Source organism: Bradyrhizobium sp. 138, assembly GCF_023074075.1.
GTDB lineage: Bacteria > Pseudomonadota > Alphaproteobacteria > Rhizobiales > Xanthobacteraceae > Bradyrhizobium.
Genome location: NZ_JADPKT010000007.1, coordinates 48,087 through 61,157, shown reverse-complemented (window position 1 = coordinate 61,157; position 13,071 = coordinate 48,087). Strand labels below are relative to the sequence as shown.

Annotated in this window: 13 protein-coding genes; 12 read left to right on the top strand and 1 reads right to left on the bottom strand. The window is 64.7% G+C overall.

The window, feature by feature from the left end; translation table 11 throughout:
- Positions 1-14 precede the first annotated feature (14 nt).
- The 7 genes from nuoN (at position 15) to mtnK (ending at position 6,410) form a co-directional block, all read left to right on the top strand.
- The gene (gene nuoN, locus IVA79_RS04635; RefSeq protein WP_247550694.1) at positions 15-1,451 is read left to right on the top strand and encodes an NADH-quinone oxidoreductase subunit NuoN; all 1,437 of its coding nucleotides are present in this window, start codon (positions 15-17) and stop codon (positions 1,449-1,451) included.
- A 1-nt stretch (position 1,452) separates the two neighbouring features.
- On the top strand, positions 1,453-2,259 hold the full coding sequence (locus IVA79_RS04630; RefSeq protein ID WP_247550693.1) for a biotin--[acetyl-CoA-carboxylase] ligase: 807 nt from the start codon (positions 1,453-1,455) through the stop codon (positions 2,257-2,259).
- Entirely contained in the window at positions 2,259-3,929 is a 1,671-nt protein-coding gene (locus IVA79_RS04625) for a ribonuclease J (RefSeq protein ID WP_247550692.1), read from the top strand. The genes IVA79_RS04630 and IVA79_RS04625 overlap by 1 nt, the downstream gene beginning before the upstream one ends.
- A gap of 12 nt (positions 3,930-3,941) precedes the next feature.
- Positions 3,942-4,346, top strand: coding sequence for a methylmalonyl-CoA epimerase (gene mce, locus IVA79_RS04620; RefSeq protein WP_247550691.1), 405 nt, complete (start codon positions 3,942-3,944; stop codon positions 4,344-4,346).
- Positions 4,347-4,355: 9 nt separating this feature from the next.
- Positions 4,356-4,631, top strand: a complete 276-nt coding sequence (locus IVA79_RS04615; RefSeq protein WP_247321719.1) for a DUF1467 family protein — start codon at positions 4,356-4,358, stop codon at positions 4,629-4,631.
- A 111-nt stretch (positions 4,632-4,742) separates the two neighbouring features.
- Positions 4,743-5,090, top strand: a complete 348-nt coding sequence (locus tag IVA79_RS04610; protein WP_247550690.1) for a hypothetical protein — start codon at positions 4,743-4,745, stop codon at positions 5,088-5,090.
- 33 nt (positions 5,091-5,123) lie between these two features.
- Positions 5,124-6,410 (top strand): S-methyl-5-thioribose kinase, encoded by a 1,287-nt coding sequence (gene mtnK, locus IVA79_RS04605; RefSeq protein WP_247550689.1) that lies wholly within the window; start codon positions 5,124-5,126, stop codon positions 6,408-6,410.
- 37 nt (positions 6,411-6,447) lie between these two features.
- Here mtnK and IVA79_RS04600 read toward each other — a convergent pair whose 3' ends face one another.
- Entirely contained in the window at positions 6,448-7,272 is an 825-nt protein-coding gene (locus IVA79_RS04600; protein WP_247550688.1) for a hypothetical protein, read from the bottom strand.
- Between the two features lie 332 nt (positions 7,273-7,604).
- On the opposite strand from IVA79_RS04600, the gene IVA79_RS04595 reads away from it, so the two are divergent.
- The 5 genes from IVA79_RS04595 to IVA79_RS04575 are packed head-to-tail and all read left to right on the top strand — an operon-like array spanning position 7,605 to position 13,009.
- Complete coding sequence (locus tag IVA79_RS04595; RefSeq protein ID WP_247550687.1) at positions 7,605-9,194, top strand: ABC transporter substrate-binding protein; 1,590 nt, start codon at positions 7,605-7,607, stop codon at positions 9,192-9,194.
- A 60-nt stretch (positions 9,195-9,254) separates the two neighbouring features.
- Complete coding sequence (locus IVA79_RS04590) at positions 9,255-10,178, top strand: ABC transporter permease (protein ID WP_247550686.1); 924 nt, start codon at positions 9,255-9,257, stop codon at positions 10,176-10,178.
- The gene (locus IVA79_RS04585; protein WP_247550685.1) at positions 10,175-10,996 is read left to right on the top strand and encodes an ABC transporter permease; all 822 of its coding nucleotides are present in this window, start codon (positions 10,175-10,177) and stop codon (positions 10,994-10,996) included. Before IVA79_RS04590 ends, IVA79_RS04585 begins: the two co-directional genes overlap by 4 nt.
- A complete protein-coding gene (locus IVA79_RS04580; protein WP_247550684.1) occupies positions 10,993-11,973 on the top strand; it encodes an ABC transporter ATP-binding protein in 981 nt (326 codons plus the stop codon). The genes IVA79_RS04585 and IVA79_RS04580 overlap by 4 nt, the downstream gene beginning before the upstream one ends.
- Positions 11,966-13,009 carry an oligopeptide/dipeptide ABC transporter ATP-binding protein gene (locus tag IVA79_RS04575; RefSeq protein WP_247550683.1) on the top strand — a complete coding sequence of 348 codons (1,044 nt, stop codon included), beginning with the start codon at positions 11,966-11,968 and terminating at the stop codon, positions 13,007-13,009. Before IVA79_RS04580 ends, IVA79_RS04575 begins: the two co-directional genes overlap by 8 nt.
- Positions 13,010-13,071 lie beyond the last annotated feature (62 nt).

Genomic DNA, 13,071 nt, shown 5'->3' with positions numbered 1-13,071 from the left:
GTCAGGATATCGTCATGAGCTTTGAGACTGCAGGATATCAACTGGCGCCGGTGCTGCCCGAGATCGTGCTCGCGATCGGCGCGATGGCGCTCCTGATGCTGGGTGCCTATCGCGGGCAGGGCACCACCAGCGCGGTCACCTCGCTGGCGGTCGTGCTCCTGGTCGTGGTCGGCGTGCTCGAATACATGCTGCCCGCGGGCAAGCATGTGACCTTCGGCGGCAGCTTCATCGTCGACGACTTCGCTCGCTTCATGAAGATCCTGGCCCTGATCGGCTCGGCGGTGACGCTGGTGCTGTCGACCGAGTTCCTGTCCGACCCGTCGCGCCGCATTTTCGAGTACGCCATCCTGGTGCTGCTCTCGACGCTCGGCATGATGGTGCTGATCTCGGCCGGCGATTTGATCTCGCTCTATCTCGGCCTCGAGCTGATGTCGCTGGCGCTCTACGTCGTCGCGACCTCGAATCGCGACAATGCCAAGTCGACCGAAGCCGGCCTGAAGTATTTCGTGCTCGGCGCGCTGTCCTCGGGCATGCTGCTCTATGGCGCTTCGCTCATTTACGGCTTCACCGGCACGGTCAGCTTCACCGGCATCGCCGCGGCCGCGACCGTCTCCAATGTCGGCCTGATATTCGGTCTCGTTTTCCTGCTCGTCGGTCTCTGCTTCAAGGTTTCGGCCGTGCCGTTCCACATGTGGACGCCCGACGTCTACGAGGGCGCGCCGACCCCGGTCACCGCCTTCTTCGCCTCGGCGCCGAAGGTCGCCGCGCTCGCCGTGTTCACCCGCGTCACGCTGACCGCGTTCCCCGGCATCGTCTCGCAGTGGCAGCAGATCCTGGTGTTCGTGGCGATCGCCTCGATGGCACTGGGTTCGTTCGCCGCGATCGGCCAGAGCAACATCAAGCGCCTGATGGCCTATTCGTCGATCGGCCACATGGGCTTCGCGCTGGTCGGCCTTGCCTCGGGCACGGTCGAGGGCGCGCAGGGTGTGTTGATGTACATCGTGATCTATGTCGCGATGACGCTGGGCTCGTTCTCGATCATCCTCGCCATGCGCCGCAACGGCCAGGCCGTCGAGCAGATCAGCGATTTCGCCGGCCTGTCGCGGACCAATCCGCTGCTCGCCTTCATGTTCGCGATGCTGCTGTTCTCGCTCGCCGGCATTCCGCCGCTCGCCGGCTTCTTCGCCAAATGGTACGTCTTCGTCGCCGCCATCAAGGCGAACCTGTTCACGCTCGCCGTCATCGGCGTGCTGACCAGCGTGGTCGGCGCCTACTACTACCTCGCCATCGTCAAGACGATGTATTTCGACGAGCCGGCCGGCCAGGTCGATCCGGTGCGCGTTGAGGTGAAGACGGTGCTGGCGGTTGCGGGCCTGTTCAACATCCTGTTTGCGCTGTTCGCAGGTCCGGTGGTGAGCGTCGCCTCCGCCGCCGCAAAGTCGCTGTTCTAGGATGGCTTTCGCGCTCGGTCCTCGCGCATCGGCCGCGGGCTACAAGCTCGCGGCGTTCGAACGGACCGGCTCGACCAATACCGAGGCGATCGAGCAGGCGAGGGCCGGGGAGTGCGGCCCGATGTGGTTCGTCACATCGGATCAGACCGCCGGCCGCGGCCGCCGTCAGCGCGCCTGGATCGCGCCGCGCGGCAATCTCGCCGCCAGCATCCTCGAAGTTATGGACGTCGCCCCCGCCGTCGCCGCCACGCTCGGCTTTGCCGCGGGGCTCGCGGAGGAGGCGGCGCTGGAGAAGGTCAGCCTCGAGGCCGCGCTGCGCCTCGGCGAGGGCCGTCCCCGCTACGCCCTGAAATGGCCTAATGACGTGCTCGCCGGTGGCAAGAAGCTGGTCGGCATTGCGCTCGAAGCCGAGGCCATCGGGGATCGCCTCGCTGTGGTGGCGGGCATCGGCACCAATGTCGTTGCCGCCCCCGAGGGCACCCCGACGCCCGCGGTGTCGCTGGCTGCGCTGGGCGTCCAGATCGGTGCGGAAGAGCTGTTCTCCGCGCTATCCGACGCCTGGGTCGAGTTCCGAGGTATCTGGGACAATGGCCGCGGCTTTGCCGAGATCCGCAAGCTTTGGCTGGAGCGCGCCGCCGGTCTCGGCGAGAAGGTCGCGATCCACACGGGAACGATGACGCTGGAAGGCATTTTTGACACCATCGACGACACTGGCTGCCTGATCGTCCGCACCGCGGAGGGCCGCCTCGTGCCGGTGGCCGCGGGCGAAGTGTTCTTCGGCCCGGTCGCCTCCGTGGGAGCTGCGTGATGGCGAAGCCCGACGAACTCGTATTTGCGCCGCTCGGCGGCGTCGGCGAGATCGGCATGAACCTGTCGATCTACGGCCTCGGCAACCGCCAGCAGCGCGCCTGGCTCGCGGTCGATCTCGGCGTCTCCTTCGGCGACGAGGAGCATCTGCCGGGCATCGACCTGATCATGCCCGACATCAGCTTCCTGGAGAAGGAACGCAAGAACCTGATGGGCCTGGTGCTGACCCATGCCCATGAGGACCATTTCGGCGCCATCATCGATCTCTGGCCGAAGCTGAAATGCCCGATCTATGCGACGCAGTTCAGCGCCGCTTTGTTCGAGGCCAAATGCGCCGCCGAGCGCAACGCGCCGAAGATTCCGGTGACGGTGGTGCCGTCGGGCGGACGCGTCGATGTCGGCCCGTTCAACGTCGAATTCATCCCCGTCGCGCACTCGATTCCCGAGGCGCACGCGCTGGCGATCCACAGCTCGGCCGGCACGGTGCTGCACACCGGCGACTGGAAGATCGATCCGACCCCGACCCTGGGGCGTCCGACCGACGAGAAGCGGCTGCGCGAATTGGGCGAGGAGGGCGTGCTCGCCCTGATCGGCGATTCCACCAACGCGGTGCGCGACGGCCGCTCGCCCTCGGAGGCCGAGGTCGCCCGGACCATCATCGACCTCGTGAAATCGGCCAAAGGCCGCGTCGCCGTGACGACCTTCGCCTCCAACGTCGCCCGCATCAAGGCGGTGGCCGCCGCCGCGAAAGCCGCCGACCGCGAGGTCGTCGTGGTCGGCCGCGCGATGGAGCGCGTGGTGCAGGTCGCGCGCGAGACCGGCTATCTCGACGGTGTGCAGAATTTCCGCTCGCCCGACATCTACGGCCATCTGCCGCAGGACAAGGTGCTGGCGCTCTGTACCGGCAGCCAGGGCGAGCCGCGCGCCGCACTGGCGCGCATCGCCAATGACGACCACCCCGAGATCACGCTCAACCGCGGCGACAGCGTCATCTTCTCCTCGCGCACCATCCCGGGCAACGAGAAGGCGGTCGGCTCGATCGTCAACAATCTGGTGCTGCAAGGCGTCGAGATCATCACCGATCGCGATCACCTGGTCCACGTCTCCGGCCATCCCCGCCGCGACGAATTGCGCGACCTGATCGCCTGGACCAGGCCGCAGCTCCTGATCCCCGTCCATGGCGAGGCCCTGCATCTGCACGAGCATGCCAAGCTGGCGCGCGCCGCCGGCGTGCCGCGCGTGCTGGTCTGCCGCAACGGCGACCTCGTCAAGCTCGGCCCCGGCGATCCCGGCATCATCGGCGAGATCCCGTCGGGCCGTCTCTACAAGGACGGCGCGATCCTGGAGGATTCCAAGTCCCGCGCGGTGGTCGAGCGGCGGCGCATGGCCTTCTCCGGCTGCGCCTTCGTCGCCATTGCCATGACCGAGCAGGGCGAGCTCGCCGACGATCCCGAGATCGATCTGGTCGGCATCCCCGAGAAAAACAGGGCAGGCGAGCCCTTCGACGACATCGTCTTCGATGCCGTGATGTCGACCATCGAGGGACTGCCGAAGGCGCGCCGCCGCGATGCGGACGCTCTCGCCGAGTCGGTGCGACGCGCTGTCCGGGCCGTGATCAACGAACATTGGGGCAAAAAGCCCCTCTGTCTGGTACACGTACTGACAGTTTAACGGGAGAGAACCATGCTGGGCCGGCTCAACCATGTCGCGATCGCGACCAAGGATGCCGTCAAGGCCGCCAGGATCTATGGTGCGGCGTTCGGCGCGCAGATCTCGGAAGCCGTGCCGCTGCCCGAGCACGGCGTTATCACCGTGTTCGCCACGCTCCCTAACACCAAGATCGAGTTCATCGAGCCGCTCGGCGACGCCTCGCCGATCGCAAAATTCCTCGAGCGCAATGCCGACGGCGGCATTCACCATGTCTGCTACGAGGTCGTCGACATCATCGCCTCGCGCGACACGCTGGTGAAGGAGGGCGCGCGCGTGCTCGGCGACGGCGTGCCGAAGATCGGCGCCCACGGCAAGCCGGTGCTGTTCCTGCACCCCAAGGATTTTTCCGGCGCGCTGGTTGAAATCGAGCAGGCATAAGGCCGTCCCATGGCCATCCAGATATCGACCGCGATCGCGATCTACTTCGTCATCTGGTGGGTCGCGCTGTTCCTGACGCTGCCGTTCGGCGTGCGCAGCCAGCACGAGGACGGCGTCGGCGCGCCCGGCACCGACCCCGGCGCCCCGATCCTGACCCGGATGGGCCGCAAGCTGATCTGGACCACGATCATCTCGGCGATCATCTATGGCCTCGGCCTCGCCGCGTATCACGCCGGCTATCTCTCGATCGAGCGCCTGTCGAAGATGATGGGCATGCCGTTCTAACTGCACCTCTCCCCGTCGGGGAGAGGTGCAGCACCTCGGCGGTAGACTTTGCTTAGTCGCGTCACGCGCCTAGAATTTTGCAGTTGCTCGATTGCGAATGGGGGAAAACGAATGACTTTTCAGAGGATCGTCATTGCGCTTCTGGTGCTGATCGTCGCCGGAATCAGTGCCATCGGCTATGTCGAATGGAGGATGGCGGTGCAGGTGCGCACCTTGAAGGCGTTCGTCGAAGGCTACGTCTTCAATGAAGCCGTGATGGCCTGCGAGCAGGCCAAGAGCTCGACGCCGTTCAAATGGAACGGCGGCAAGAGCACCTCGGTGATCGGCCTGAACTCGGTCAAGCTGGACAAATACAACGTCAGCGCCAGCTATACGCTGGTGGCGGACCTCGTTTATTGTGATTACGATCCGATCAAAAGAAAGGCCGAGATCGGCTCGAGCTTCCTGGAGCGGGAGTAACGATCCGGCCCATACGGATGGGATGGGATCGGCATGGCGCAGGAGCGGGGGGACTACCGGATTTTGCATGAGGCGGCCTTGCGGGACTATCTCGCGGGCTTGCCCGACATCGCAGCACTGCTCGGCGGCGAGCCGGCCGGCTGGGGGATCACCGAAGTCGGCGACGGCAATCTCAACCTCGTCTTCATCGTCAAGGGCGCGAGCGGCGGCATCGCCCTGAAGCAGGCGCTGCCCTATGTCCGTCTCGTCGGCGAAAGCTGGCCGTTGCCGCTGTCGCGGGCCCATTACGAATATCTGGCGCTGTCGAAGCAGGCCCAGCTCGCGCCCGGCCTCGTGCCGGCTTTGCTGCATCACAACGAGAATTTGGCGCTGACTGTGATGGAGCTGCTCGAGCCCCACATCATCATGCGCAAGGGGCTGGTTGCGGCAACGCAATATCCGCGCTTTGTGGACGACATCTCCACCTTCATGGCGCGAACGTTGTTCTTCACCTCCGATCTCGCGCTGTCCGCGGCCGAGAAGAAGGAGGGCATCGCGGCTTTCGCCGGCAACCACGCGCTCTGCAAGATCACCGAGGATCTGATCTTCACCGATCCCTACCGCATCGCCGAACAGAACCGCTGGACCGCGCCGTATCTCGATGCGCTTGCTGCAAGCCTGCGCGATGACATGGAGCTGCATGTCGCGATCTCCCGGCTGAAGCTGAAATTCATGGCCAGCCCCGAGGCACTGCTGCACGGCGACCTCCACACCGGATCGATCATGGTCACGGACAGCCAGACGCGGGTGATCGATCCCGAGTTCGCTTTCTTTGGTCCGATGGGGTTCGACGTCGGCGCCGTGCTGGCCAACCTTTTGATGGCCTATTTTGCATCAAGCGGCCACGAGCGCTCGCCGGGCGAGCGGGCCGCGTTCGAGGTCTGGGTGCTGGAGACGGTCGACCAGGTCTGGACCGAGTTTTCCCGAAACTTCCTCGACCTCTGGCGCGCGGGCGCCGCAGGCGACGCTTACCCGGCTTCGCTCTTCGCCGGCGAGAAGGGTGTCGCGCGCCTGGAGGCCGAGCGCCAAACCTACATGCAGCGGCTGTTCACCGATGCCGTCGGCTTCGCCGCCGCAAAAATCATCCGCCGCATCTTCGGCCTCGCGCACAACATCGATTTCGAGTTGATCGAGGACCCGAAGAAGCGCGCCATCAGCGAAGCCCGCGCCGTACGGCTGGCGAGGGCGATGATGGTGGAGACGGCGGCGTTTCGGACGATCGCCGACGTCACCGGCGCCGCGCGAAAACTGCGGGATTGGATGCCGGAATTGTCGAGTTGAAGACTCGCGATGGCGGGGAGGGAGCGGAGGCGCGCCCTCAATAAAGCCGCATCGGCAGCGGGGCACCCTCGGGGCCGACCAGCAGGCCCCAGGTCTCGTTGGCCGCGACCTCGAACTCCCGCTCCTGCGCAGCGCTGCCGTCGAGCTTGAGCGTGATCTTGTACCTGCCCGGCGGCAGATCAATTTTCTGGCTATCAGGCAATTTGTCCGCATCGGCGTCGGAGTCGATCAGTTTCTCTCCGGCGTGAGCGGCCAGTCTGATGGTTCGCTCATTGATGGTGATATCGGCCGCTTCATCCATCTTGTTGCCGAGCAACAACATCACTCGGTCCGGCGCCGGCCGGATGCTCGTCGTGGCGGCCAGCAGCTTGCGCAGCGACAGGTCGGCAATCGTCATGTTGTCCTGACGGACAAGCCGGAGCAGCCCCGGCCCATCTGAAGTCGTGAAGGTCACAACGGCACGGTCAGGCGCGACGGCCGCACCGTCGTTTTCAGTCCAGCCGCGCTTTTCGAGTGCAGCGCGATAGAAGCCGAGCACGGCGTCCAGACCAAGCGGCGTCTCGACGTGAGCCGACCTGATGAAGGGTGAATTCTTCGCGGTCATCAGGTCCCAACGGTCGGCCAGCGGCAGACCCAATTCGTCGGACATTTTGGTCTCGAACGTCCGGCTCGTGACCCGTGCCAGAAGTCCGATGGCGTTGCAGACCAGGCGCTCGCCAAGATAGTCCGGGGCACAACGATCCCTGAGCGCCCACCATGTATCGTCGACATACCCGTTGGATTGCGTGGTGCGAGACCAGCTGATGTGGACGGTGTTGGCCGGACTGTCGCGGGCAGGGTCCGGCGTGACGGGGATCGCCATCGCCGCCGTCGCGGCGACCAAACTGCCGGCGAGCAGGATACTCAGCATTCGACGATTCATTTTTTGGGCGATCCTTGCCGCTCAGATAGTGATCCTGAGCTTGGTCGCATCGATCACGAAAAATGTTCATTGTTCCTGGCTGTGCAATGACGCACCGCGTCAATCGGTGCCTTGCATCACTTGGGGGATGCAACCTGACCTCCGGAGGGAGCCTCGCCTATGGGCCAGCCTTCGGAACCGGCATTGGCCTCCATCAAAAACGAAGCTTGCATTCGGCACGCTGCGAATGATCAAATCTCTGACCGGAATACACCTGCGTTGTTGGGGGGCACATGATGTTCAGGATGATTGCGATCGTTGCGGGGTTGGGGCTGGCGCTCGCCGGATCGGCGGAGGCCCAGACACCGCGCAAGGGCGGAACCATCCGCATGACCGCGCCCTACGGCTCGAGCTTCACGAGCCTCGATATCCACACCACGCAGCGCGCCCAGGACGAGATCTACGCTAAGGCTCTGCACCGGTCGCTCTACATCTGGAATTCGGCGGAAGGCAAACCGGTTCTGGAACTCGCCAAGGAGGATGTGGTCTCGGGCGGCGGCCTCGTTCACACCTTCAAGCTGCGCGACGACGCCTATTTCCACAATGGCCGCCAGATGACGGCCGACGACGTCATCTGGTCCTATAACCGCATCATGGACGGCACCAAGGCCTATCCCGGCGCGCGGTTTGTCCGCGTGATCGAGGGCGCGGCCGCGGTCGAGAAGGGCCAGGCCAAGGACATTTCCGGCCTAAAGAAGATCGACGACTTCACCATCGAGATGAAGCTGACCGAGAAGGTCGATCCGGGCTTTTATTTCTTCACCGCACTGACCTCGATCTATCCCGCTGATGAGGGCGCCAAGGAGAGCTTCATCCAGAAGCCGATCGGCCTCGGACCGTTCAAATTCGTCGAGCACGTGCCGGGATCGCGCATCGTGCTGGAGCGGTGGGACCGGTTCTACAAGCCCGGCAAGCCCTATGCCGACAAGATCGTCGTCGCGGTCATGGGCGAGGCCGCGGCGCGCGATGTCGCCTTCCGCAACAAGGAGATCGACACCTCTGTGCTGGGGCCGGCGCAATACGTCGCCTATCAGTCTGATGCCGCTCTCAAGGGCACCATCGTCGAGGTCGCCGAGGTCTTCACGCGCTACATGGGCATGAATCCCACGTTCAAGCCGTTCGCCGACAAGCGCGTCCGGCAGGCCATCAACTACGCGATCGATACCGACCTGATCATCAACAAGCTGGTCAAGGGCAAGGCCTACCGCGCCACCAGCTGGCTGCCGCTGACGGCTCCGGCCTACGACAAGGCGATGAAGCCATATCCCTACGATCCCGCCAAGGCCAAGCAGCTGCTCACCGAGGCCGGCTACGCCTCCGGCTTCGAGTTCGAATGGACCACCAGCCAGAATGAGAGCTGGGGATTGCCGATCGTCTCGGCCGTGATCCCGATGCTGGATAAGGTTGGCATCAAGGCCAAGGTCAAGCAGGTCGAGACCGCCGTGCTGGCGGAGGTGGTGCGCAGCGGCGACTATCAGGCCTTCATCTATTCCCAGGCGAGCGGCCCAGATCCGCTCGCTGCCCTCAAATGCTTCCACTCGTCGACGCCGCAACCGGCCTGCAACTACACGACCTTCAAGAACGCCGAGTTCGACAAGATCGTCGACGAGGCCGGGCAGGCCGACGATCCCGCCAAGCGCATCCAGCTGCTGCAAAAGGCCAATGCGCTGCTCTACGAGGAGGCTCCGGTCTGGTTCTTCAACTACAACAAGGCGGTCATGGCGGTGCAGCCATGGCTCAAGGGGATTCAGCTGAACGCGACCGAGCTGACCCATCAGAACGTCGAGGACCTCTGGGTCGACGAGACCTCGCCCGCGAAGTGACACGCGCTCTCTCGCTCCCTCCATTGCAACGAACGATGGAGGGAGAGGGGAAAGGTTGAGATGCTCTCGTTCCTGTTCCGTCGCCTGCTGCAGACCATTCCGACCGTGCTTGCCGTCGTGCTGCTGGTCTTCGTGCTGTTCAGCGTCGTTCCCGGCAGCATCGTGACGTCGATGAGCGACGACAGCGATCCGCAGGTCGAGCTGCGCATGAAGAAGCAGCTCGGCCTCGACCAGCCCGTCTATGTGCGTTTCGGAACCTACATCGCCCAGCTCGCGACCGGTGATTTCGGGACGTCGTTCCGGACCCGCGAGCCGGTCACGGTCATGATCGCCAAACGAGCCTGGCCGACGCTGCAACTGATCTTCGCGGCCATGGCGTTTGCCATTGTTGTCGGCGTGCCGCTTGGTTTCATCGCAGCACTTAGACCCGGCGGCATCGTCGATACCATCGCCATGGTCGTGGCGGTGTCGGGCCTTTCCATTGCCAAGTTCTGGCTCGGATTGGTGTTGATGTATCTGTTTGCGCTGAAGCTGGGCTGGCTGCCGAGTTTCGGCTACGGCGATGGGGGACTGAAATATCTGCTGCTGCCCGCTGCGACGCTCGGCGTCTCGCCGATGGCGCTGTTTGCCCGGACGACGCGCGCCGCGGTCCTGGAAATCATGACCGCCGATTTCGTCCGCACCGCGCGCTCCAAGGGCATGAGCGAGACCAGGGTCGTGAAGTGGCATGTGATGCGCAATGCGCTTGTCATCATTCTGACGACCGTCGGCCTGCAGTTCGGCGGACTGATGGGGCAGGCGGTGGTCGTCGAGAAACTGTTCTCCTGGCCCGGCATCGGCTCGCTGCTGGTCGACAGCGTGCTCCAGCGCGACATTCCGGCCGTCCAAGGCTCCATTCTCGTGGTGGTGCTGGCCTTTCTCGCGATCAATCTGCTGATCGACGTGCTCTACGGCGTGATCGATCCCAGGATCAGATACGCATGAAGCTCCGTGCCAATCTCGTCATCGGTGGGGTGTTGTTCGCGCTTGCGATCTTCGTCGGCCTGCTTGCGCCGTGGCTGGCGCACACCGATCCGGTCATGGACGCCAACCTCATGAACGCGGAAGAGCCGCCGAGCTGGACCTGGTGGTTCGGGACCGACGACCAGGGCCGCGATATCTATTCCCGCGTCGTGTATGGCGCGCGTGTCTCCCTGACGGTCGGCATCATCTCCCAGCTCATCAACAGCGTCATCGGCGTGGCTCTGGGCCTGAGTGCCGGCTATTTCGGCGGCTGGTGGGACGATGTCGTCAACGCCCTGACCAATGTCATGCTCGCGATCCCCTCGCTGATCTTCGCGCTCGCCATCATGGCGGTGCTCGGTCCTGGCCTGACGAGCCTGCTCATCGCGCTGGGACTAACCAACTGGTCCTTCACCTGCCGGATCGCACGGGCCTCGGCGCTGTCGCTTCGTAGCCAGGGCTATGTGCAGGCGGCGACCGTGCTCGGCTATGGCGATCTGCGCATCATGATCACGCAGCTGCTGCCGAATATGCTCGGTCCCATCGTCGTCATCGGCACGCTCGGCATGGGCAGCGCGGTGTTGTCCGAAGCCGCATTGTCGTTCCTCGGCCTCGGCGTCCGCCCGCCCTTTCCGAGCTGGGGCAGCATGTTGTCGGAAGCCCGCGAGCAGATTACGACGGCACCGTGGCTCTCGATCTTTCCGGGCCTCGCCATCTTCCTGACGGTGCTCGGACTCAACCTGCTCGGCGACGGCCTGCGCGACATCCTCGATCCCCAATCGCGGAGCCGGCGCACATGACGGGCACGCCGCTGCTCGAGGTCGAGGATCTGCGCATCGATCTCGATGACGGGTCGAGGCGCGTTGCGGCAGCCGAGGGCATTTCATTCCGCATCGACCGCGGCGAGACGTTCGGCCTCGTCGGCGAATCCGGCTGCGGCAAGAGCATCACGGCGCTCGCCTTGATCGGCCTGCTGCGGCCGCCGCTCTCGATCGGCGGTGGCGTCATCCGGTTCGAGGGGAAGGAGATCCAGCACCTATCTGCGGCCAAACAGCGGGATCTGCGTGGCAATCGGATTGCCATGATCTTTCAGGAGCCGATGACGGCGCTGAACCCGGTCTCACCCGTGGGCCGGCAGATCGCCGAGATGTTCGTGCTGCACAAGGGCAAGAGCTGGCGGGAAGCCAATCAGCTGGCGGTGGAGGCGCTGGCGAGTGTGCGCGTTTCCGCGCCCGAGCGCCGCGTCAAGGATTACCCGCACCAGCTATCGGGCGGCATGCGTCAGCGCGTGATGATCGCCATCGCGCTGGCCTGCGATCCGGAGCTGCTGATCGCCGACGAGCCGACCACCGCGCTCGACGTGACCGTGCAGGCCGAAATCATCGAGCTGATGCGCAATCTGTGCGCCGAGCGGGGAACGGCGATCCTGATGATCAGCCACGATCTCGGCCTGGTCGCCAATGTCTGCCGCCGCGTGGCCGTGATGTATGCGGGCCGCATCGTCGAGGAGCGCGGCTCGGCCGATATCTTCCGTGCGCCCTCGCATCCCTATACGCAAGGCCTGGTCGATTCGCTGCCGCGGCTCGGCAGCCGCGCGGCGCTCGGACGCAGCAGGCTGAAGGAGATCGCGGGCGTGGTCCCGGCCATCACGAATTTTCCTAATGGCTGCCGGTTCAACCCGCGCTGCGCGCAAGCGACCGATATTTGCCGAACCAGTGCGCCGGAGACGGATGTGCTGGAGGCGGGCGGTCTGGTCAGGTGTCACCACCATGCATGAGCCGCAAAACATGCTGGGTGAGCGGAGGCCGGACGACGATCTCATCCTCAGCGTCGAGGATCTCGCGGTGCAATTTCCGCTGGGCGGCGGTTTGCTGGGCGGTGGCCGGCGGCTGCTCCGGGCCGTCGACGGCGTCGACCTCAGCTTGAGGCGCGGCGAATGCCTTGGGCTCGTCGGCGAATCCGGCTCCGGCAAGTCGACGATCGCATTGTCGATCCTTGGTCTGCTGACGCCGACGCGCGGCCGCATCGTGCTGGACGGGCAGGTCGTCACGAACCGGCAATCCGGCGATCGGAAGTCCTTGGCGCGTACCGTGCAGATGGTGTTTCAGGATCCCTATGCCTCGCTCAATCCGCGCCAGACCGTTCGCCGCACGCTCGAAGATCCGCTGCGCGTGCATGGCGTGACCGCAAAGAGCGAGATCGAGGATCGCGTCGCGACCATGCTGCGGCATGTCGGCCTGCGGCCCGAACAGTCGGGCCGCTACCCGCATGAATTCTCCGGCGGCCAGCGCCAGCGCATCGGCATTGCCCGTGCCCTGATCCTCAATCCCAAGATCGTCATCTGCGACGAGCCGGTCTCGGCGCTCGATGTCTCGATCCGCGCCCAGATCATCAATCTGCTGCTGGAGCTGAAGGAGACGCTCGGCCTCTCCTACATCATGATCAGCCACGACCTCGGCGTCGTCGAGCACATGAGCGACCGCGTCGCCGTGATGTATCTCGGCCGCATCGTCGAGAACGGCCACTGGCGCGAAATCTTCGAACGCCCCGCGCACCCCTACACCCAAGCCCTGATCGCCGCCATCCCCGATCCCTTGCGCCATGCGCCGCTGGCCACGACGGCCGGCGACCTGCCCAACCCGCTCAATCCGCCGAACGGCTGCGCCTTCAGTCCGCGATGTCGGTATGCGGAAGACGTTTGCCGTCACGAACCGGGACCGCCCCTGGAGACGCGACCCGACGGGCATGCGGTGCGATGCTGGCGGGCTGACGAGATTGGTGCAGCGAGCTTTGCTCTATCACCGTCACCCTGAGGTGGCCCTTCTTCAGCGACCCTCGAAGGGCGACGGCCCGGCTGGCACCTCGGCCGTTCATC

Excerpts from the sequence above, each read along its gene's own strand:
- nuoN (WP_247550694.1), top strand. The coding sequence starts at position 15 with ATGAGCTTTGAGACTGCAGGATATCAACTGGCGCCGGTGCTGCCCGAG.
- IVA79_RS04630 (WP_247550693.1), top strand. The coding sequence starts at position 1,453 with ATGGCTTTCGCGCTCGGTCCTCGCGCATCGGCCGCGGGCTACAAGCTC.
- IVA79_RS04625 (WP_247550692.1), top strand. The coding sequence starts at position 2,259 with ATGGCGAAGCCCGACGAACTCGTATTTGCGCCGCTCGGCGGCGTCGGC.
- mce (WP_247550691.1), top strand. The coding sequence starts at position 3,942 with ATGCTGGGCCGGCTCAACCATGTCGCGATCGCGACCAAGGATGCCGTC.
- IVA79_RS04615 (WP_247321719.1), top strand. The coding sequence starts at position 4,356 with ATGGCCATCCAGATATCGACCGCGATCGCGATCTACTTCGTCATCTGG.
- IVA79_RS04610 (WP_247550690.1), top strand. The coding sequence starts at position 4,743 with ATGACTTTTCAGAGGATCGTCATTGCGCTTCTGGTGCTGATCGTCGCC.
- mtnK (WP_247550689.1), top strand. The coding sequence starts at position 5,124 with ATGGCGCAGGAGCGGGGGGACTACCGGATTTTGCATGAGGCGGCCTTG.
- IVA79_RS04600 (WP_247550688.1), bottom strand. The coding sequence starts at position 7,272 with ATGGCGATCCCCGTCACGCCGGACCCTGCCCGCGACAGTCCGGCCAAC.
- IVA79_RS04595 (WP_247550687.1), top strand. The coding sequence starts at position 7,605 with ATGATGTTCAGGATGATTGCGATCGTTGCGGGGTTGGGGCTGGCGCTC.
- IVA79_RS04590 (WP_247550686.1), top strand. The coding sequence starts at position 9,255 with ATGCTCTCGTTCCTGTTCCGTCGCCTGCTGCAGACCATTCCGACCGTG.
- IVA79_RS04585 (WP_247550685.1), top strand. The coding sequence starts at position 10,175 with ATGAAGCTCCGTGCCAATCTCGTCATCGGTGGGGTGTTGTTCGCGCTT.
- IVA79_RS04580 (WP_247550684.1), top strand. The coding sequence starts at position 10,993 with ATGACGGGCACGCCGCTGCTCGAGGTCGAGGATCTGCGCATCGATCTC.
- IVA79_RS04575 (WP_247550683.1), top strand. The coding sequence starts at position 11,966 with ATGCATGAGCCGCAAAACATGCTGGGTGAGCGGAGGCCGGACGACGAT.